Raw genomic sequence first — 19,492 nt, 5'->3', positions numbered from 1 at the left:
TCCAGATCCGAGCACGGGAGCTTCGGTGATGTTGTGCGGCAGCGCGCGACCCGCCGCGAGTGTTCCGTTGCGCGCGCGGGATCCTACGTTGCCGGAGATTGACCCGTCAATGCCTGCGTCGCGGTCCGGGGCAGAAATGCGGCACCGCGAGATATGCGAGGCGGCCTCATCCGCCGAATATCTCCGCTTCGACCATCTCTTTGTGCCTCGCCGGTGGCCAGCGGGCTCGACCCGGCCCGTTACGGCATTAAACTGATGTTCAGTGGGTCAGGACACCAACCGTGAAAAGGCGCTTCGTTTCGCCACGGACTGCGCCTCGGCGCTCGGTGCGGACCTGCGCGCCGTCCTCGTACAGTGCGACACCGGAATCCGTACCGACTCGGTATCGACGGTGATGATCGTGAGCCGCATCACCACGCCGCTGCTTCGCCAGGTCGCCGGAGTAACGCAGCGGCGCAAAGGAGTTGCGCTGCCGTTGCTTCTCGACGACGAGTACCTGGCCACGTCGTGCGACGTCTTTCCGCTCGAAATCCTGACGCTGATGGATTCGTGCGAGCTGCTGTGGGGCGGCAGCAATCCGCTCGACGGCCTTGCGATCGACCATGATCACCTTCGCCTCGAAGTCGAGCAGCAACTCAAAGGCAAGGTCCTGCATCTTCGCCAGGCGTTCCTGGCGGAAGCTTCCGACAAGCGCGGCCTGCAGATCCTGATGCTCGACAGCAGCTCGGGATTCGAGGCAATCATGCGCGGGCTGCTCATGCTTGCCGGACGCGAACGCACGGCTGTCGCTGCGGTGAACACCCGCGAGGTCGAACGCGCCCTCGGCATTTCGCTCGAAACGTTCCGCACGATCCAGGCGGCGCGCGAACAGGGCAAGCCTCCGCCGGCCGCTGACATCGAGCCTCTTTTCCATCGCTATCTGTCCGAGCTCACCGAGCTCGCGCGTGCCGCGGACAGGATTACGCGGCCATGAGAACCCGCAGCATCTTCGCGGGCGCAGTGCTTGCGGCCACCGTCGTCACGGCTTCGCCTGCGCTCTTTGCCGCGATTCCGGTCGAGACGGTGCCGCGCGAGAGCTCGCGCCCTGGCGCCGCGCCGCCGCCGTCTTCGTCGCCATCCGCGCCGATACCATCCGCACCGACACCGCCGGCACCGACACCGTCAGCATCGCCATCCGCGCAGACCGCGCCGTTGCGTGAGCCCGGCATTCCGCCGCTCGCGGGTCCGGTCGTCGATGTCGCGGAGATTCTCGATTCCGACGACGAGCGCGTGCTCGAAAGCCTCGCGTACGACGTCAAGCAGGCGACCAGCGCCGAGATCGCCGTGCTGACCGTTCGCACCACCGCGCCGCTCGACGAGTTCACGTATGGAATGAAGGTGCTCAAGGCCTGGAAGCTCGGCAGCGCCGAAAAGGACGACGGCCTGCTGCTGCTGGTCGCGGTCGACGATCACCGGGCGCGATTCTTTACCGGCTACGGCCTCGAAGGCGTGCTGCCGGACGGACGACTGGGTGCGATTCTCGATCGCTTCGTGATTCCGGGTTTTCGAAGCGGCGACTATGCGCGCGGGATTCGTGCCGGAATGACCGAGATCGCACGCATCCTGAAGACCGAATACGGCGGCGAAGCCGCGCCGCCGTCATCGCGCCCGCGCCAGGGATTCTCGCTCGGCACGCTTCTGCTGATCCTGTTCGTATGGATGTTCCTGTCGAGGACCGTCTTCGGCGGGCGGCGTCGCCGTTATCATCCGATCTTCTGGGGAGGCGGATTCGGCGGACCGATGGGTGGCGGATTCGGTGGAGGGTTCGGAGGAGGCGGCGGTTTCGGCGGTGGTTTTGGCGGGGGAGGCGGAGGCTTCGGCGGAGGCGGCGCGGGCCGCAGCTGGTAGCGACCAAGCTCAAAGAGGAAACAACGATGATGCGAAGCACAATACCCATGACCCCTGCCATGAAGCATTCGAAGACGACAAGGACGTCAGCCGCGCTCGCGTGGGCCGGGACGATCTTTGGATGGATCGCACTGCTGACGTTGCCGGGCTGCGGCTACAACACGCTCGTCCGCCAGAACGAAGCCGTCGACTCGGCGTGGAGCGAAGTCCAGAACCAGCTCCAGCGCCGCAACGATCTGATTCCGAATCTGGTCAACACCGTCAAAGGCTTCGCACAGCAGGAAAAAGACGTGCTGATCAAGGTCACCGAAGCACGAAGTCGCGTTGCCGGTGCAGGTAATCCGGCCGAGGCGATGGCGGCATCGAACGAGCTGAGCAGCGCGCTGTCGCGTCTGCTCGTGGTCGTCGAGAAATATCCCGAGCTCAAGTCCGACCAGAATTTCCTGCGCCTGCAGGACGAGCTTGCCGGCACCGAAAACCGGCTGGCCGTAGCACGCATGCGCTACAACGAAGCCGCGCAGACCTACAACACGACGGCGAAGAGCTTTCCGACCAATCTGCTCGGTCGTCTGTTCGGCTTCGGGCCGCGCCCGTACTTCGAAGCGCCCGAGTCCGCGAAGGCCGTGCCGGAAGTGAAGTTCTGACGACGTGAGATCATGCCGACTTCGCGTTCGTGGGTTCGCGAAGTCGGCGTGACGTCGCTGCCATCCGCCAGCCGAAGTCAGATCGACTTCGCCAGCTCCTCGAGCTGCGTCGTGCACTGACCCCAGCCTTCGTGGAAACCCATCTTGATGTGGCGCTCGCAGGCTTCGGAGGTCCAGTGGCGCGCCGTCGCGGTGTAGACGGTCTTGCCGTCGGCCGTCGGTTCGAGCGTGATCTCGGCGGTCATGAAAGGCTCGCCCGCCGGAATCCAGCCCGCCGAGAATGCATCGGTGAACACGAGCTTCCGGTTGGGAACGACCTCGAGATAGATGCCGGGCGCCGGATAATCGGCACCTTCGGGCGAGCGCATCACGATGTTGCTGGCGCCGCCGGCGCGTACGTCGAGCTCGGCGACCGGAGTCGTCCACGGCTTGGGCGCGAACCATTTCTGCAGCAGCTCGGGCGTCGTCCAGCAGCGGAAGATCTTCTCCGGCGTTGCATCGATCACGCGGGTCAGCACGAGCTGTCGGTCGGTATTGGTGGTGGTCATTGCGGTTCTCCTGTTCGGGGATTCGGGCCAGTTGACCAAGGAACGCGCGGGCACGGGCGGTTCCGACAGCGGCGCGAAATTATTCTCCGTTGTCCGCGTCGGCCGGATCGGTGGTCAGCCGGTCGATGTGCATGCGGATATGGGCGGCTTCGGCCGGCGTATTCGCCAGCGAGATCGCGCGGTCGAAGGCCTGGTGAGCCTCTTTCCTGCGGCCGAGCTTGAGCAGCAGCGCTCCGCGCGCCCCGTGGAAGTGGAAGTATCCGGACAGGCGCGCCTCGAGCGGATCGATGAGATCAAGCGCAGCCTGCGGCCCGCGAATCCTCGAGACGACGACCGCACGGTTGAGCGTGACGACCGGCGACGGCTGCATCCGCTCGAGTGCCTCGTACAGCCGTTCGATCGAATTCCAGTCGGTTTCTTCGAATGTTCGCGCACGCGCATGAAGCCCGCCGATCGCGGCCTGCACCTGGTACGGACCGGGGCTTCGATGACGGATCGCCTTGTCGACGAGCGCAAGGCCTTCCTGGATCATCGCGCTGCGCCACAGGTTGCGGTCCTGGTCTTCGAGCAGGATGACTTCGCCGTTCGCGTCGAAGCGTGCGATGGAGCGCGAATGGTGAAGCAGCATCAGCGCGAGCAGCCCCATCACTTCGGGCTCGGACGAGAACATGCGCAGCAGCAGCCGGCCGAGGCGGATCGCTTCGTCGGCAAGTTGCGCGCGCGCATCGTCACCCGGTCCGGCCGAATAACCCTCGTTGAAGACGAGGTAGATCATCGCAAGGACCGCGGCGAGCCGTTCGACTCGCTCTGCGGCGCCGGGCGTCTCGAACGGAACGCCGGCACCGGCGATCCGCGCTTTCGCACGCGTGATGCGCTGCTCCATCGCGTCCTCGCTGACGAGGAACGCGCGCGCCAGCTGTTTTACGGAAAGTCCGGATACGATGCGCAGCGCCAGCGCGATCTGCTGCGTCGACGGGAGATCCGGATGACAGCAGACGAACAGCAGGCGCAGGATGTCGTCGCGATAGCCGCTCTCGTCGAGGCGTTCGGCGAGGTCGATCTCCTCGGGATCGGGAAGCAGCGTTTCGTCGGGGAGCGGCGCGTTCCTCGCGCGGCGCTTCACGGCATCGAGCGCCGCGTTGCGGCCGACCATGATCAGCCATGCCGTCGCGTCACGTGGCGGGCCGTTGACCGGCCAGTGCTTGAGCGCCCGCAGGCTGGCCTCCTGGAACGCTTCCTCGGCCGAATCGAGATCGCGGAAGTAGCGCAGCAGCGCGGCCACCGCCTGCGGCCTGGCCGAGACCAGCGCCGCTTCGATCCAGGCCGGATCGGTCATCGCGAGTAGACGGCCTCGACGGCATTACCCGGGAGGTAGAGCCGGATCGGCCTCAGCTCGTACGCTCCGCCGGGGTTTGCGGCAGCGAGCTCGCGTGCGAACGCGAGGCCTTCTTCGAGTCCGCTGACGTCGACGATGTAGAAGCCGAGAAGCTGCTCCTTGGTTTCCGCGTACGGACCGTCGACGACGAGGTCTCTGGTTTTGTGGAGAGTCGTGGCGGCCGACGTCGGAAGCAGGCGGATCGACGGCTTGAGCTTCCCGGCTTTGTCCCACTTGTCGTGAACGACGGAGAGCTTCGCCATCACGGCGTCGTCCTCTTCCTTGGTCCACGCGCAGACCATCTCTTCGGAGTTGTAGCAGAGCACGGCGTACAGCATGGCGCAGTCTCCCGGCTGCTCATTGCGGCAGCCAACTTGCTCAAGGACGACGGACCATAGCCGGAGCCGACATCCGGATGAAGAAAAACTGCCAATCAACGGTTCGTTCGTGAGCGATGACGGGCAAACTGCCGGCTGTCTCACTCGGCTGCGGCGGTCAGTCGCTGGAAGCGGGGCGCTCGCGCGGGAACAGGTCCTCCACCCGAACCGAGCATTCCGGCAGCGCGACGACACGAATCGTCTCGTCACGTCGGTGTACAACAGTTCGTTTGTAGACGCGGGCCGGCGGGTCCGGATCGGTGTACGACTCGACGACGCCGTCACGCAGATTGACAATCCAGTACTGGGGAATCGCGGCCGCTGCGTAGATGCGGCTTTTGGTAAGGCGATCCGGCGCGAGGCTGCTCGAGGCGATTTCCACGATCAGCAGCGCCCGGCTCGGATGAACGCGCTCGTAATCCTCGATGCTGCCTTCGACGATGCAGACGTCAGGCTCGGGCACCGAAAACTCCGAGGCAATGAACGAACATTGCGCACGTACGATCGCCCCCTGGCTGACGCATCGTTCGAGCGCATGGGTTGTCCGCCAGACCGCCGCCGCGTGCGCAGGCGACTGCGGCGCCATCGCGACGATGAGTCCTTCGAGCAGCTCGACCCGCTCATCGGGCGACAGCAGGCCCTCTTCGGCAAGCGCAAAGTATCGCTGCGCGGTATACGCCGAGCTCTCGGGCGACTCCGACATGACGCGATTCTACTCGCGAAAAAGACGTTCGAAAAGAGCGTCGCGCTGACTCATCACATGAGGATCATTTGTCTTTCGGGCGGAAAAACTTCCGGCCTTTGAGGGCATCGGGAAGGTACTGCTGACCGGCGGCCTTTTCCGCATCCGGGTGCGGATACGCGTAATCGCGGCCGTATCCGAGCTTCTTCATCATTCCGGTTGGTGCGTTGCGCAGATGCAGCGGCACCGGCAGCGCGCCGCTCTCGCGAACTTCGGCGAGCGCCTCGCCGATGGCCATGTACGCGTGGTTCGATTTCGGTGCACCGGCCAGGTACGCGACCGCGTGGGCAAGCGGAATGCGTCCCTCCGGCATTCCGACGAAATGCAAAGCATCGCGCGCCGCGATTGCGAGCGGCAGCGCGTGCGGATCCGCAAGGCCGATGTCCTCGCTCGCGAAGATCACCATGCGGCGTGCGATGAAGAGCGGATCCTCGCCGGCTTCGATCAGGCGCGCGAGCCAGTAGATCGACGCATCGACGTTGCTCGCCCGCATGCTCTTGATGAACGCCGAGATGACGTTGTAGTGCTCCTCGCCGGAGGAGTCGTAGCGGATCGCCTTTCTCTGCAGCGCCTCTTCCGCCAGCGCGCGGTCGATCCGGCGCATCCCGGTCGCAACGGCGATATCGGCGGCGACCTCGAGCGCGCCGAGCGCACCGCGCGCATCGCCCTGGGCCATGCCGGCAAGGAACGCCTTCGCGTCGTCGTCGATCGCAAGCTCGAGCTCGCCGAGCCCGCGCTCGCGGTCAGTCAGCGCACGATCGATCACGCTTGCGATGTCATCGTGGGAAAGCGGCTCGAGCACGACCAGGCGGCAGCGCGACAGCAGCGGCGCATTGACCTCGAATGACGGATTCTCGGTGGTCGCGCCGACCAGCACGATGTCGCCGCTTTCGACGTGCGGCAGGAACGCATCCTGCTGCGCCTTGTTGAAGCGGTGGATCTCGTCGACGAAAAGAATCGTTCCCTTGCCCTGGGCGCGGCGTCGCTCGCGCGCTTCGGCGAGCAGCTCGCGAAGGTCCTTGATGCCGCCGAGCACCGCCGACAGCGTGGCGAGCTCGTAACCGGTGCGGCCGGCGAGAAGGCGTGCGATCGTCGTCTTGCCGCTGCCCGGAGGTCCCCACAGCAGCAGCGAGCGCGGCGGCGTGGTGCCGCGCAGCATGCCGCCGAGAAACGTTCCGGGCCCGACGATCTTTGCCTGTCCGGCAAGCTCGTCGACCGTCATCGGACGCATCCGCTCGGCAAGCGGGACGCGCTCGCGCTCGGGACGTGCGTCGTGCGAAACCGCTTCGGAAAGGTCGTCGGCCTTGCGGCGGGCGCGCCGACCGGCGGTCGCCGGTTCTTCGCGCTCCTCGGAGTCGTCGGGTTCTTCGAACAGGGACGTCTGCCGGCGCTTGCTCACCGGACAGGCCGCCTATCTCGTGGTCGCATGGCACGGATCGGTGCCGCGGGTTTCGACTGCTGCGCGCGTCATCGTGCCGAGGCCGACGCCGACCCACGGCATCGCGATCGCACCCTGAGCGACGAGCGAAAGCAGCTGCACCGCGTTCAGCACGAGACCGTACGCGACGGCCTTCGGCTGATCGATGCCGTAGAGGCCGAGCGCGGCGACCGACGCGATCTGGAACACGCCGATCATTCCCGGCGGATTCGGCACGGCGGTGCCGAGGCCGACGCAGACGAAGATGACGAACGCGGCGGCGACCGGCACGTCGAAGCCGAAGCCGCGGATGAGAAGCCAGCTCGAAAGAATCGGAAGCAGCCACAGCGCCATCGAGACCACGAAGACTTTGGCGACGAGCCGGCGCTCGGGAAGGATCTGCAGACCCGCGCGCGCGGCGATCAGCACCTTGCGCACCTTCCCGCACGAGTGCTCGGACAGCACCGGCGCGATTGCGCGATCGAAGAACTTCTCACCGTGCAGCCAGAAGCCGACGACGAGCGCGAGCATGCCCGCGAACATGAAAAAGCTTCCCATCGAAGCGTGATGCGCCCACGGCGGCAGGTCGGCCATCATCAGCGTGGCGTGCAGCAGGATCAGAAGGACGGCCGTGTCCATCATCTTCTCGAACACCCAGTTGCCGACGATCGCCGGAACCGGAAGGCCGGTCTTCCACGAAAGCAGCAGCGGGCGCACGGGCTCGCCGAGGCGGAACGGCAGCACGTTGATCATCATGTAGGCGACCGACGTGATCGACCACATCAGCGGGAACGGAATGACGGCGAGCGGCGTCAGCTCGATCTGCCAGCGCCACGCGCGCAGGACCTGGAGCGCGAGGCTGACGGCGAACGCCGCGATGAGCCAGCGCGAATCGAAGCTCTCGAGCGCAGCCCCGACCTCGGACATGTCGACCTTGTGCAGCGCAAGCCACAGGCAGAATGCTCCGACCGCCGTTCCGGCGGCCATCTTGCCGATGGCGTGCTGCTTCGTCATGGCTCGAGGATTCTCTTCGACAGGACTTTACCGCCGCGGTCGATGTCGTAGACGAGCGGCACGCCGGTTCCGATGTTGAGCTCGAGCACCTGGTCGCGCGTGAGCTTGTCGAGCTCCATCACGATCGAGCGCAGGCTGTTGCCGTGGGCGGCGACGAGCACGTTCCTGCCGGCGGCGATCTCGGCAAGGATCCGTTTTTCGAAATACGGGAGCGTGCGCGCGGCAGTGTCTTTGAGGCTTTCGCCTTCCGGCGGAGCGATGTCGTAGCTTCGCCGCCAGATGTGGACCTGCTCCTTGCCGTACTTCTCGGCGGTTTCCGCCTTGTTGAGTCCCTGCAGGGAGCCGTAGTGGCGCTCGTTGAGCGCCTTGTCGCGCTCGATCGGAATTCCGTTCGTGCCAAGCCTGTCGAGCACGATGCGAAGCGTTTCCTGCGCGCGCGCAAGATCGGACGTGAACGCGCAATCGAAATGGATGCCGGTTTCTTTCAGCAGCTCGCCGGCGCGGGCCGCTTCGGTGCGGCCGAGCTCGGTCAGTGGAACGTCGACCCACCCGGTGAACCGGTTCTCGAGGTTCCATTGCGATTGACCATGACGGACGAGAGCGAGAGTCGGCACCGGGTACTCCTTGAAAGCAGCTCGTCATCGCAGCAGGCAGCAACGGGCGCTGCATCCGCGATGGGGCGGCTGACTTTATGGCCGAACTGCGCGCCAGTCCACGCCCGGATGTGGGGCAGAGCGTTTAGCGCGAAGCGTCGGAGCGTGGTTGTCCCGTCACCGCGACCCGGCTAATGTCCCGCCGCCGCGCTCGAGGGGACGTAGCTCAGCTGGGAGAGCGCCTGAATGGCATTCAGGAGGTCGACGGTTCGATCCCGTTCGTCTCCACCAACTCTGACAAGCGGCAAAGCGCATGACCGACGCGGTTACGCGCGTTCATGAAAAGACGCCGGCTCCAGAAAGGAGCCGGCGTTTTTCGTTGCGTTCGTTGCTGCAGGTTTGACGCGCAGTCAGTGCGCAGGCTCACAACTTCCGGCACTCCGAGCCTCGGCACGAGTCGTTGCCGACGACCCATGATGGCGCGGTATCACACGCCCGCGCGCGCCTCCGCGGCCTGCTTGAATTCCCGCACCGAGTCGACGATCGCCGTCTGCTCGAAGGCGCGCCGGACCAGGCCGGGCACCCACAGTCCGACGTCGATCGACTGCGTGCAGGTTGCCTCGGTCAGGCCGGGCTCGAGCTCGACAAGCTGGTACTCGCCGTCGATCGCCTTGAGGTCGCCTTCCTTCATTTTCCACGTCAGGCGGCTTGGGCGCTCGCTGTCGTAATCGAGGGTGTACGTGATCGTCTTCAGGATCGCGTCGAGCTCGAAGCGGACGGTCCAGCGGCCGGCGGCATCGTCGGCATTTTCGATCGTGGCCTTGCGGATCACGCGGAACCAGCTCGGATACTCGGCAAAGTCGACGAGCGTCGCGAAACAAAGCTCGATCGGCGCGCGAACGACCTCGGTGTGCGTCTGCGATTCCACCGCGCGGGAAGCTAGGGGGCGGTGCTCGACTTGTCAAAATACGTGTGGCGCTATGCCGCGCCGTGGCCGCGCGCGAAACGATCGTGATCCTCGGCAGCGGCGCGCTCGCACACGACGTCGTCCGCACGCTCGTCGCCGAAGCCGCCGACCGCCGCATCGTCGTCGTCGAAATCAAAAAGGGGACAGGTACAGATTTTTTTCCTGTGAAAAATCAAGGCCTGCCGGCCGCGGTTCCATGTCTCGATCCGTCGTCGCCGGCGTGCGCACGCGAGCTCTGCGATCTTCTGCTCGAGCTGCGTCCCGCCGTGCTTGCACTGACCTGTCTGTCGGAGTCGCCGGTCACGCCGGCGGAGCCGTGGGTTTCGGACATCGCGATCACGACTTCCGTCACGTCTGCACTGACCCGGCTCGTCGAGCTTGGCGGCCAGCCGCCGCATGTCCTGCTTCTTTCGTCGACCGCCGTCTACGGCGTCGCGCCAGCTTCGCCGCTGGTCTTCGACGAGCAGAGCGCGCTGCCGCGCGAGACCGTATTCGCGTCGGCCTGCGCACGCTGGGCGCAGGAGCTCCGCAATTGCGAGCGCAGGATCGTGGCATGGGCAGTCGGAGCCGAGGCTGGCGTCGGAGTGCTTCGCACCGCGAGCGTATTCGGCGGCGCGCAGCGCGCAGGCGCTTCGGCCCGCGCCCCGCTGGCCGGTGCGATGGACAGTCCGCTTGCCGCCATGCTGCGCGCGCGGCTTCCGATCCGCGTGCTCGGCTATGATCCGCCGTGCCAGGTCGTGCACTACGAGGACCTTGTGCGCGCCGTCGCGCTCGCGATCGACCAGCGCTGCGGCGAGGTGCTGAACATCGTCGGACGCTCGGTGATTCCGCTCTCGCGCCTGTTCGCGATGGCCGGGATCGTGGCGCCGGCGGTGCCGGGCCCGATCGCCGACCGCATTGCGCCGTCGGCCACCGACGGCGCCCATCTTCGCTGGAGAACGCTGGCCGACGGGCGACGCGCAACCGCGCTGCTCGGATTCCAGCCGCAGAAAACCCTGGAGGAATGCTTTGGTGGCTAAGTCTCGCGGAGTCGAGCCGATGAGAAAGCCTCGCGGAGTCGAGCCGATCAGCTGGAAAGCCGGGCGCCTGCGCCTGCTCGATCAACGGAAACTTCCGCACAAGGAAACCTGGATCGGGCTTCGCGGCGCTGCCGACACCGCGCGTGCGATTCGCGACATGGTCGTTCGCGGCGCTCCGGCGATCGGAGTGACCGCAGCGTTCGGACTTGCCCTCGAAGCGCGCCGCTTCCGCGCAGGGCGGGTGCTCGAGGATTTCGAGAAGGCCGCGCGGATTCTCAAAGAAGCGCGACCGACGGCGGTCAATCTCGCGTGGGCGATCGAACGCCAGCGTCAGGCGCTCGTCGCGGCGTCCTCCGGCGGAGAAGAACCATCGCCGGCCGCGGCAGCGCGCACGCTGCGCACGACAGCGGAAGACATGTTTGCCGCGGATGTCGCGGCCAATCGCGCAATGGGCGCAGCGGGCGCGCCGCTGCTCAAAGGCGACGTGCTCACGCATTGCAACGCGGGCGCGCTCGCGACCGCCGGATACGGCACTGCCCTCGGCGTCATTCGCGCGTCGTGGGAGAAAGGCCGGCGATTCGGCGTCTACGCCACCGAAACCAGGCCTTTTCTGCAGGGCGCACGCCTTACCTCGTGGGAGCTCGTCAAGCTCGGAATTCCTGTAACGCTGGTGACCGACGGCATGGTCGGCGCGCTGCTCGCGAGCGGCCGCATCGGTGCCATCGTGGTCGGAACCGATCGCACCGCCGCCAACGGCGACGTCGCGAACAAGATCGGCACCTATACGATCGCCGTGCTGGCGAAGCGCCACGGGATTCCGTTCTACGTGGCCGCTCCGACGTCCTCGATCGATCTCGGCTGCGCGACCGGCGCCGACATTCCGATCGAGGAACGCAGCGAGCGCGAAGTGACGCACATCGGCGGCAAACGGATCGCTGCGCGCGGTGTGTCGGTGTTTCATCCGGCGTTCGACGTGACGCCGGCCGAGCTGGTTACGGCGATCTTTACGGAAAGCGGCGTCGTCGAGGGGGATTACAAGCGAGGGCTTGCGCGAGCAGTCGCCGAGGCGCGGGGAATGGCCAGCGCCGCAGGAAAAGCGCTACCGAAAAAAGCACGCGCGCTGAGAACAGCGAAGAGACCAGTGGCCAGCAAAGCCGCCGCGAACAAAGCAGCCGCAAACAAAGCCGTCGCGAAGAAAACAGAGAAGACTGCGTCCGGGAAGTCCGCCCGCCGCTGATGCGACCCGCGTACCCGAATCAGTGCGGCGCCGATTCGCCGACCGGCGCCAGCACCTCGAACGTCGGATAGCCCGCTGCAACCAGGCGCCGCTTGAGATCGTCGAGCGCCGGCCCTCGCGGCAGGCGGCCGACGTTGACGCGATAGATCGGTTCGCCGCCCGACTGGGCTTCGACGACCACGACATCCTGGAACGCCTCGACGAGCGTGTCGTGAAGTGAGACCGCGCTCTTCTGCTGGCGAAACGCTCCGACCTGAAGCGTGCGAAGCGGCCCAACGGGAAGTGCCGGCACTTCTGGCGCGACGGGCGCAACGGCCGCACTCGCATTCGCGGTGGCCGCCGTCGCGGTGCCTTGCTTCGCCGCTTCGCCGGCTGCGGCAGGAGCGGCAGCCGTCGGCGCGCCGGCACCGTCGTTTGCAGGTTCCACCGGAGCGGCAGCTGCGGGCTCGCTGCCCGGCCGCTTCGGCGGCGTGATCGTAACTTCGTAACGCTCCGCGCCGGCGCCGGTCTGTGCGGCGGCGAGCGCTGGAACGAATGCGCAGGCGAATACCGTTGCGGCGATCAACATCCGTGACAGGCAGCGATTTCCGAAAGCACAAGCCGGCTTTCCCGCCGGACGATCGAACGTTCGCACCGCGCGAGCCGGCGCGAAAATCGAGACAGACGGGAAATCGGTGTCCGTCCCCGTTTTCTGCATTTCAGGCAACGACGGCCTCTCCGCGAAGGCGCGACGAAAGCGCGGTATGTGCGGCGGCGCCGATTGCGCCGGCGGTGATCGGGATGCGCGCGAGCCGGCGGCTCTTCGCGAGCAGCTTCTCTCGCCGGCGTGCGGCGTTTGCCGCCGACGCGATCGTGATCTCGCCGCTTTCGAGCGCGTTCGTCAGTGCTTCGTGCGCTTCGTAGATTCGCGACGGAGTCGCGCAGACAAGGCAGCCGTCGCAGCCGGCGACGATCGACATCACCGCCGCGCGGCCGACGCTGTAGTGATCGACGATCGCCTTCATTTCCAGATCGTCGGAAACCACGTAGCCGTCGTAACCGAGCTCGGTGCGCAGCAGATCTTCGATCACGCGGCGGCTGAGCGTTGCCGGAGCTTTCGGGTCGAGCGCATCGCAGATCACGTGCGCGGTCATGATCATCGGCACGCCTTGCGCGATCGCACGCGCGAACGGCCGCAGCTCGAGCGTGCGCAGGCGCTCGAGCGGATGAGTCGCCGCCGGCAGCACCGGAAGCTCCAGGTGCGAGTCCACCGACGTGTCGCCATGGCCGGGAAAGTGCTTGCCGCACGCGAGAATGCCGCCCTCGGCGAGCCCCTGCATATACGGAAGCGCATTGTGGACGACTTCTTCGGGCGTGGTGCCGAACGCGCGGTCGCCGATGATCGGGTTGGCCGGGTTGGTGTGCACGTCGAGCACGGGCGAGAACGTCAGGTTGAAGCCCGCATCGCGAAGCTCGGCCGCGTGCGCATGGGCAACCTCGCGCATCAGGCCCGGGTCGCCGTTGCGGGCCATGACGAGCGACGGCGGAAAGTGCGTGAAGTCTGGCGGCATCCGGTGGACGCGACCACCCTCGTGATCGATCGCGATCAGCATGTCCGGGCGGAATTCCGCGAGGCGGCGGGTCAGGTCTTTCAGCTGGCCGACCGACTGGATGTTGCGCCGGAACAGCACGACGCCGAGCGGATCGACGTGATGGAGAAGAGCCTCGGCCTCCGGGTCGAGCTCCGGGCCGGTCAGGCCGATGATCAGCAGTCGCCCCGCGCCTTCTTCGTCAGTTCCCACAGCACCCTCTTCCACGTCTCCACCTATTGCTGGCCGCAGGCCGCTTTTGCCGGCTGCACGCCGCGTCTGCCGGCCGCACGCCGCGTCTGCCGGCCGCACGCCAGCATCCGGCTCCCTGACGCGACATCTGCGAGCTGCCCGATGCAGCAACCGGCCGAGAATAGCACAGCGACTTGTGCGAAGCCGATATTGCCTAGACTCGCTCTTTTCTGCGTGATACCCGGGCGCGACTGGAAACGAGAGGGTGCCGCAGGAAGCCCGTTACATTGCCGTCGAGGGCGCGATCGGCGTCGGAAAGTCCTCGCTGGCGAGGGCCCTCGCGAAGCATTACGGCGCAAGGCTCGTCGGCGAGCCGGTCGAGGAGAACCCGTTTCTCCCGCGGTTTTACGAGGAGCCCGAGCGCTACGCGCTGACCGCCCAGCTCTCGTTCCTGGTCGAGCGTTACCGCCAGCAGGAAGAGCTGGTCCAGATGGACCTGTTCGAGCACTCGGTGGTCACGGATTACCTGTTCGCGAAGGACCGGATCTTCGCGGGTCTGACGCTGGCGTCAGACGAGCTGTCTCTGTACGAGAGGATTTACGGGCTGCTGGATGCCCGGATCCGCCGGCCGGACCTCGTCGTCTTCCTCGACGCGGAGGTTGAGGTTCTGCTGAGAAGGCTTAAGAAGCGTGACCGGCCGTACGAACGCAAGATCGGCCGGGCTTACATAGAGAAAGTCGCGGAAGCCTACAGGAGGTTCTTCCACGGCTACAGGGAGACCCCGCTTCTCATCGTCAGTTGCTCGGACATCGACTTTGTCGAGAATGGCGGCCATCTGGTCGACCTGGTTCGGGAGATCGGATCGATGGGGCAGGGAACCCAGGTTTACGTACCGCTTGGATCCGTTTGATCGCCACCGGCAATAGCCGGGGCGACTTGCAGGCGAGCCGCTGATCTTCGTCACTGAAGGCCAGGGCAAGCTCAGGACCGAGACGGAGGTCGAAGGTGAAACGGCACGCAAGGCATGGCGCCCGAGCGCCAGTCCGCCCTGAAGCCGCAGCTACCGACACTCCTTCTCGTGAAGAACAGGAGGTCGCACCGTGGCTACGAGCTTCGAAGACTCCAAGGTAACCGTCCCTTCCATCCTGGCCGCCAAGGGCGAGCGCAAGCTCGCGATGGTGACCGCCTACGACTTCACGTTCGCGCGGCTGGCCGATCGCGCGGGCGCCGACCTGCTGCTGGTCGGTGACTCGCTCGCGATGGTCATGCAGGGCGGCGAGAACACGCTCGGCGTGTCGATGGACGAGATGGTCTATCACTCGCGCATGGTCGCGCGCGGCCGCCGCCGGGCGCTCGTCGTCGTCGACATGCCGTTCCTTTCGTACCAGGTCTCGGTGGCCGACGCGGTCGCCAACGCCGGACGGCTCATCAAGGAAGGCGGCGCCGAAGCCGTAAAGCTCGAAGGCGGCGTGCACGTGGCCGACGCGGTTCGCCGGCTTGCCGAGGTCGACATTCCCGTCATGGGACACGTCGGTCTTACGCCGCAATCGGTGCATCGCATGGGCGGACACAAGGTCCAGGGCCGGCGCAGCGGACACGGCGCCGGCGAAAGCGGCCGCCTTCTCGAAGATGCGCAGGCGCTCGAAGACGCGGGAGCTTTCGCGATCGTCGTCGAAGGGGTTCCGTCGGACCTTGCTGCAGAAATCACGGCGGCCGTTTCGATTCCGACCATCGGGATCGGCGCCGGCGCGGGCTGCGACGGCCAGGTTCTCGTGATGCACGACCTGCTCGGCCTCGAAGACCGCATCGCACCGAAGTTCGTCAAGCGCTTCGCCGAGCTCGGTACGCAGGCGACCGAGGCTTTCGCCGAATACGTCCGTGAAGTTCGCGCCGGTGCGTTCCCGACCGAGAAGCATTCGTTCTCGGCGCCGCGCGCCGTCGTGCTCGCAAAGGAAGCGTAGGCAGGAACGGCGCGATGAAGATCGTACGATCCGTTGCCAAGATGCAGGAGCTCAGCCGCCAGGCGCGTGCCGGCGGACTGACTGTCGGTTTCGTGCCGACGATGGGCTACCTGCACGACGGGCACCTTTCGCTGCTCAAGCGGGCACGCGAACTGTCGGATCTGGTCGTCGTATCGATCTTCGTCAATCCGACGCAGTTCAACAATCCGGAAGACTTCGAGAACTATCCGCGCGACGACAAGACCGACGCGGCGCTGCTCGAAGAAGAAGGCGTCGACGTGCTGTTCATGCCGCCGGCGAGCGAAGTCTATCCGGCCGGCGCCGCCACACGCATAAGCGTCGCCGGGCTTTCGGGCGAGCTTTGCGGAAAGTTCCGGCCCGGGCATTTCGAAGGCGTCGCGACCGTGGTCGCTGCGCTGTTCAACATGGTGCTGCCTGACTTCGCGGTGTTCGGCAAAAAGGATTTCCAGCAGCTGCAGGTCATCCGCCGCATGGTGCGCGACCTTCACTTTCCGCTGCGCATCGTCGAAGCGGAAACCGTGCGCGAGCGCGACGGGCTTGCGATGAGCTCGCGCAATGCGCGGCTTTCGGCTGCCGAGCGCGAAGAAGCGCCCGTCATCCATCGTGCGCTCGACGCGGCCTCCGCCCTGTTTGCTGCCGGTGAGCGCGATTCGTCGCGGCTGGTTGCCGAAGCGGCAGGTGTTCTCGCCGGCTGCGCGGCTCTTCGCACCGAATATCTCGAAGTCGTCGATCCGGATGCCATCGCTGCGACGGAAGTTGCCGACGAGCGCTCCGTGATGGCGATTGCCGCGTGGCTCGGCCCCGTGCGGCTCATCGACAACGTGACTCTGGCCGAAGCTCGATTCCCCGTTACCGAACGGTCGTCGACCGGCGCCGGTTCGCATACGCGTTTTGCGAACGGCGCGGCGGCAAACTGAATGGGAGAGGAAGGAACCATGCGCGACAACATGCGAAAGATGATGCGTGGCAAGATCCACCGGGCCACCATCACCGGTGCCGATCTGCATTACGAAGGCAGCGTGACGATCGACTCGGACCTCCTGCGAGGGGCCGGGATCATCGAGAACGAAGCCGTCTCGATCTGGAACGTGAACAACGGCGAGCGCTTCGAGACCTACGCGATCGAAGGCCAGCCGGGTTCCGGCGTCGTCTGCGTCAACGGCGCTGCGGCTCACAAGGTGAACGTCGGCGACCTGATCATCATCGCCGCGTTCGGCTGGATGCCCGAAGAGCAGGCGCTCGCGTGGAAGCCGAACGTTGTCTTCGTCGACGAGAAGAACCGCCCGGTCGACCTCGGCCGCAAGCACGAGATCGGCGGCCAGGCCCTCCTCAAAAAAGTCTGGGGCTGAACGCGCAAAATCGGGGACAGACACCGATTTCGCAAAATCGGTGTCTGTCCCCGATTTCCGTACGTCCCACTTTTCCGCGTGGCGTGCCGTGCTAGCTTCGGCCGATGGCCAAGTCTGCGTCGCGCACCAAGGAGACCGCCGGTCGCGTCGCGGACAACCGTAAGGCGTTCCATAACTATTACATCGAGGAGACGCTCGAGGCGGGCGTCCAGCTGTCGGGCACCGAGGTTCGTTCGGCGCGCGAGGGCGGCGTCAACCTCACCGACTCGTACGTCCGCATCGACAAGGGCGAGGCCTGGCTGATCGGCTCGCGCTTCTCGCCGTATCCGCCCGCCGGACAGAACAACCACGAGCCGGACCGCGAGCGAAAGCTGCTGCTGCACCGCCGGCAGATCGACCGCCTCGCGGGCCGCGTCAAGCTCGAAGGCTACTCGCTGGTGGTGACGAAGATCTACTTCGATGCGGGCGGGCGCCTCAAGGCCGAGGTCGGGCTCGCCAAAGGCAAGAAGCAGCACGACAAGCGCGCGACCGAGCGCGACAAGGATGCCAAACGCGAGATCGCGCGCGCGATGCGGCGCCGCGGGTAGAACCGCTACGAAAGCTTGGCGACGCGTCCGGCTTCGATGAGCTCGGCGGCCATCGTGTGAAGCCTCGCCTCGTCCCGCAGGCCTGGCGCGCCGAGCGTGAACCAGAACGTAGCACCCTTGCCGATCGAGCCTTCGGCCCACGCGTGTCCGCCGTGGTGACGCACGATGCGCGCGACGGTGGCGAGACCGATGCCGGTCCCTTCGAATTCGTCGGTGCGGTGCAGGCGCTCGAACGGACGGAAGAGTTTGGATTTTTGCGCGGCGTCGAATCCGACGCCGTTGTCGCGCACGAAGTAGTCGCCGCCGCCCGTGCGGCCGAATTCGATTCGCGCGTGCGCGCGCGAGCGCGTGAACTTCCACGCGTTGGCGAGAAGGTTCTGCAGCATCACCGACATCATGCCGGCGTCGCCGACCGTCTCCAGGTCGTCGGCGACGATGATTTCGACGTCGCGGCCGGGATCGGCCTCCTGCATCTCCGCGAGAATGGTCCGGGCGATCTCCGACAGATTGATGCGCACGTCGTTGCGCGTCGCGCGTGACAGTCTCGCCAGCGACAGCAGGCCGTCGATCAGGCCTCCCATGCGCACCGACGACGCACGGATGCGCTCGAGATGCTCGACCGACGCCGCACTGAGGCTGCTTCCTTCTTCCTCGAGCACGAGCTCGCTGTAGCCGGCCATCGCACGCAGCGGCGAGCGCAGGTCGTGCGAGACCGAGTAGCTGAACGCTTCGAGCTCGTCGACCGCGCGCTCGAGCTCGGCGGTGCGCGCGCGCACGCGCTCTTCGAGCGCGGTATTGAGGGTGCGGATCTCCTGCTCCGCGTGGCGGATCTCGGTGACGTCGACGGTCGCACCGACCAGCCCTGTGACGTGTCCGTGTTCGTCTTTCTGTGCGTGCGCGGTGGTTCGCACGGTTGCTTCGCGGCCGAGGCGCGCGTCGAACTGCCGGTATTCGACGACGATGCGTCCCTTTCCGCCTGTTCCCGCGGCCATTTCCTCGAGCACCCGCTCGCGGTCCTCGGGTACGATGTAGTTGAAGCCCTCCTCGAGCGACATGTGCAGGCGTCCGTCGGTCGAAGGGCTGGTCAGCCGCGGATCGCCGCTCGTCGAGATCGTGGCTTCACGCAGGTCGATCTCGAACGTGACGACGCCGGCCACGCGCTGCGCTTCCTCGAGACGCCGGTGGCTGCGCTTGAGCTCGGCTTCGATGCGTCGCCGCCGGGTCACGTCGTGGACGATCGTCAGCAGCAGCGGCCGGTCGCGGACGTCGATCGTGTAACTGATCACCTCGACCTGCCGCTGGGTGCCGTCCGGACGGTGGAACGTGTATTCGGCGGGGCCCGGGTCTTCGCCCCTCTGCATCATCGACAGGTTTCGCGCCGCCTGCGCGAGGCCCTCGTCGTCGAGAAAACCGAGCTCGAAGATGTAGCGCCCCTCGGCCGATTCGCGCGAGAGCCCGACGATCTCGGCTGCGGCCAGGTTCATCCGCGCCAGCCGGCCGTCCGACTCGAGCATCACGTAGCCGTCGGGCGCGAACTCGAACACGCGCTTCCAGATCTCTTCGCTCTCGCGGCGCGCGAGCTCGCTTTCCTTTGCTTCGTGAAGGGCGGCGTCGGCCTCTGCCCACAGAACCCGCATCCGCAGCACACCGGTCAGCAGCAAGGTCGAAATCCCGACCGCGATCAGCTCTTCGGTGGGCCTGGTCGGCGCGACGGCGCTTCCCGCGAGGATCCCGCCGAGCGCCACCAGGCGCCGCAGCGCCATCAGCATCAGCGCTGCGGCGAAGACCCACCACGCCGAACGCGTGCGCGCCGTGCGCGGTGCGCGAAGGGCGACGAGCGCGACGACGACCTGAAGGGCCGACGAAAAGACGAGCAGCGCGATGATCATGGACAGCCGCTCCCCCCGGGGCGACCGTTCTTCTTACTCTCCGGTCCGACGACAGGAAAGCGGCAGGTTTTGACGGACGGGTGAGGCCGGACAGGCGCCGGACGG

At 66.1% G+C, this 19,492-nt stretch carries 22 protein-coding genes and 1 tRNA gene; 11 read left to right on the top strand and 12 right to left on the bottom strand.

All coding sequences use genetic code 11. The annotated features are described in order from the left end of the window. Positions 1–262: 262 nt before the first annotated feature. The gene (locus VN634_15165; GenBank protein ID HXC52223.1) at positions 263–973 is read left to right on the top strand and encodes a hypothetical protein; all 711 of its coding nucleotides are present in this window, start codon (positions 263–265) and stop codon (positions 971–973) included. On the opposite strand, the gene VN634_15160 is transcribed toward VN634_15165, so the two are convergent. Then, positions 960–1,208 (bottom strand): hypothetical protein, encoded by a 249-nt coding sequence (locus VN634_15160; protein ID HXC52222.1) that lies wholly within the window; start codon positions 1,206–1,208, stop codon positions 960–962. The genes VN634_15165 and VN634_15160 overlap by 14 nt on opposite strands. On the opposite strand from VN634_15160, the gene VN634_15155 reads away from it, so the two are divergent. Continuing rightward, positions 1,192–1,887: a TPM domain-containing protein gene (locus tag VN634_15155; GenBank protein HXC52221.1), complete on the top strand. Its 696-nt coding sequence runs from the start codon at positions 1,192–1,194 to the stop codon at positions 1,885–1,887. The genes VN634_15160 and VN634_15155 overlap by 17 nt on opposite strands. A gap of 59 nt (positions 1,888–1,946) precedes the next feature. Continuing rightward, complete coding sequence (locus tag VN634_15150; GenBank protein HXC52220.1) at positions 1,947–2,531, top strand: LemA family protein; 585 nt, start codon at positions 1,947–1,949, stop codon at positions 2,529–2,531. 77 nt (positions 2,532–2,608) lie between these two features. Here the strand turns inward: VN634_15150 and VN634_15145 are convergent, their stop codons facing one another. The 7 genes from VN634_15145 to VN634_15115 form a co-directional block, all read right to left on the bottom strand. Then, positions 2,609–3,079: an SRPBCC family protein gene (locus VN634_15145; protein ID HXC52219.1), complete on the bottom strand. Its 471-nt coding sequence runs from the start codon at positions 3,077–3,079 to the stop codon at positions 2,609–2,611. Between the two features lie 79 nt (positions 3,080–3,158). After that, the gene (locus tag VN634_15140) at positions 3,159–4,415 is read right to left on the bottom strand and encodes an RNA polymerase sigma factor (GenBank protein HXC52218.1); all 1,257 of its coding nucleotides are present in this window, start codon (positions 4,413–4,415) and stop codon (positions 3,159–3,161) included. Beyond that, entirely contained in the window at positions 4,412–4,792 is a 381-nt protein-coding gene (locus VN634_15135; protein ID HXC52217.1) for a YciI family protein, read from the bottom strand. Before VN634_15135 ends, VN634_15140 begins: the two co-directional genes overlap by 4 nt. Positions 4,793–4,949: 157 nt before the next feature. Beyond that, positions 4,950–5,534, bottom strand: coding sequence for a Uma2 family endonuclease (locus tag VN634_15130; protein HXC52216.1), 585 nt, complete (start codon positions 5,532–5,534; stop codon positions 4,950–4,952). A gap of 64 nt (positions 5,535–5,598) precedes the next feature. Then, a complete protein-coding gene (locus VN634_15125) occupies positions 5,599–6,972 on the bottom strand; it encodes a replication-associated recombination protein A (protein HXC52215.1) in 1,374 nt (457 codons plus the stop codon). Positions 6,973–6,984: 12 nt separating this feature from the next. Continuing rightward, positions 6,985–8,004, bottom strand: a complete 1,020-nt coding sequence (locus VN634_15120; GenBank protein ID HXC52214.1) for a lysylphosphatidylglycerol synthase transmembrane domain-containing protein — start codon at positions 8,002–8,004, stop codon at positions 6,985–6,987. Next, on the bottom strand, positions 8,001–8,618 hold the full coding sequence (locus VN634_15115; protein HXC52213.1) for a 2,3-diphosphoglycerate-dependent phosphoglycerate mutase: 618 nt from the start codon (positions 8,616–8,618) through the stop codon (positions 8,001–8,003). Before VN634_15115 ends, VN634_15120 begins: the two co-directional genes overlap by 4 nt. A 194-nt stretch (positions 8,619–8,812) precedes the next feature. Between VN634_15115 and VN634_15110 the strand changes: the two genes are divergently transcribed. Next, a tRNA-Ala gene (locus VN634_15110) sits at positions 8,813–8,888 on the top strand. Between the two features lie 196 nt (positions 8,889–9,084). On the opposite strand, the gene VN634_15105 is transcribed toward VN634_15110, so the two are convergent. Next, positions 9,085–9,525: an SRPBCC family protein gene (locus VN634_15105; protein HXC52212.1), complete on the bottom strand. Its 441-nt coding sequence runs from the start codon at positions 9,523–9,525 to the stop codon at positions 9,085–9,087. A gap of 62 nt (positions 9,526–9,587) precedes the next feature. Here VN634_15105 and VN634_15100 point away from each other — a divergent pair, with 62 nt between their 5' ends. Continuing rightward, a complete protein-coding gene (locus tag VN634_15100; GenBank protein ID HXC52211.1) occupies positions 9,588–10,583 on the top strand; it encodes a hypothetical protein in 996 nt (331 codons plus the stop codon). Between the two features lie 19 nt (positions 10,584–10,602). After that, on the top strand, positions 10,603–11,820 hold the full coding sequence (mtnA, locus tag VN634_15095; protein HXC52210.1) for an S-methyl-5-thioribose-1-phosphate isomerase: 1,218 nt from the start codon (positions 10,603–10,605) through the stop codon (positions 11,818–11,820). Between the two features lie 19 nt (positions 11,821–11,839). Here the strand turns inward: mtnA and VN634_15090 are convergent, their stop codons facing one another. Then, a complete protein-coding gene (locus VN634_15090) occupies positions 11,840–12,388 on the bottom strand; it encodes an SPOR domain-containing protein (GenBank protein HXC52209.1) in 549 nt (182 codons plus the stop codon). A gap of 130 nt (positions 12,389–12,518) precedes the next feature. After that, the gene (gene nagZ, locus VN634_15085) at positions 12,519–13,601 is read right to left on the bottom strand and encodes a beta-N-acetylhexosaminidase (protein ID HXC52208.1); all 1,083 of its coding nucleotides are present in this window, start codon (positions 13,599–13,601) and stop codon (positions 12,519–12,521) included. Positions 13,602–13,845: 244 nt separating this feature from the next. Here nagZ and VN634_15080 point away from each other — a divergent pair, with 244 nt between their 5' ends. From VN634_15080 to smpB, 5 genes are all read left to right on the top strand, one after another. Next, positions 13,846–14,490, top strand: coding sequence for a deoxynucleoside kinase (locus tag VN634_15080; protein ID HXC52207.1), 645 nt, complete (start codon positions 13,846–13,848; stop codon positions 14,488–14,490). A 190-nt stretch (positions 14,491–14,680) separates the two neighbouring features. Further along, positions 14,681–15,541 (top strand): 3-methyl-2-oxobutanoate hydroxymethyltransferase, encoded by an 861-nt coding sequence (gene panB / locus VN634_15075; GenBank protein HXC52206.1) that lies wholly within the window; start codon positions 14,681–14,683, stop codon positions 15,539–15,541. A gap of 14 nt (positions 15,542–15,555) precedes the next feature. Further along, positions 15,556–16,479, top strand: coding sequence for a pantoate--beta-alanine ligase (gene panC, locus VN634_15070; protein HXC52205.1), 924 nt, complete (start codon positions 15,556–15,558; stop codon positions 16,477–16,479). Between the two features lie 18 nt (positions 16,480–16,497). Continuing rightward, the gene (gene panD, locus VN634_15065) at positions 16,498–16,911 is read left to right on the top strand and encodes an aspartate 1-decarboxylase (protein ID HXC52204.1); all 414 of its coding nucleotides are present in this window, start codon (positions 16,498–16,500) and stop codon (positions 16,909–16,911) included. Between the two features lie 104 nt (positions 16,912–17,015). After that, positions 17,016–17,498, top strand: coding sequence for an SsrA-binding protein SmpB (gene smpB / locus VN634_15060; GenBank protein ID HXC52203.1), 483 nt, complete (start codon positions 17,016–17,018; stop codon positions 17,496–17,498). Positions 17,499–17,503: 5 nt separating this feature from the next. Here smpB and VN634_15055 read toward each other — a convergent pair whose 3' ends face one another. After that, entirely contained in the window at positions 17,504–19,387 is a 1,884-nt protein-coding gene (locus VN634_15055; GenBank protein ID HXC52202.1) for a PAS domain S-box protein, read from the bottom strand. Positions 19,388–19,492 lie beyond the last annotated feature (105 nt).

This window comes from Candidatus Limnocylindrales bacterium, from assembly GCA_035571835.1.
Taxonomy (GTDB): Bacteria; Desulfobacterota; Binatia; order UBA1149; family CAITLU01; genus DATNBU01.
The sequence above is the reverse complement of the archived record's forward strand: the minus strand, read 5'-3'. Positions and strand labels throughout refer to the sequence as shown.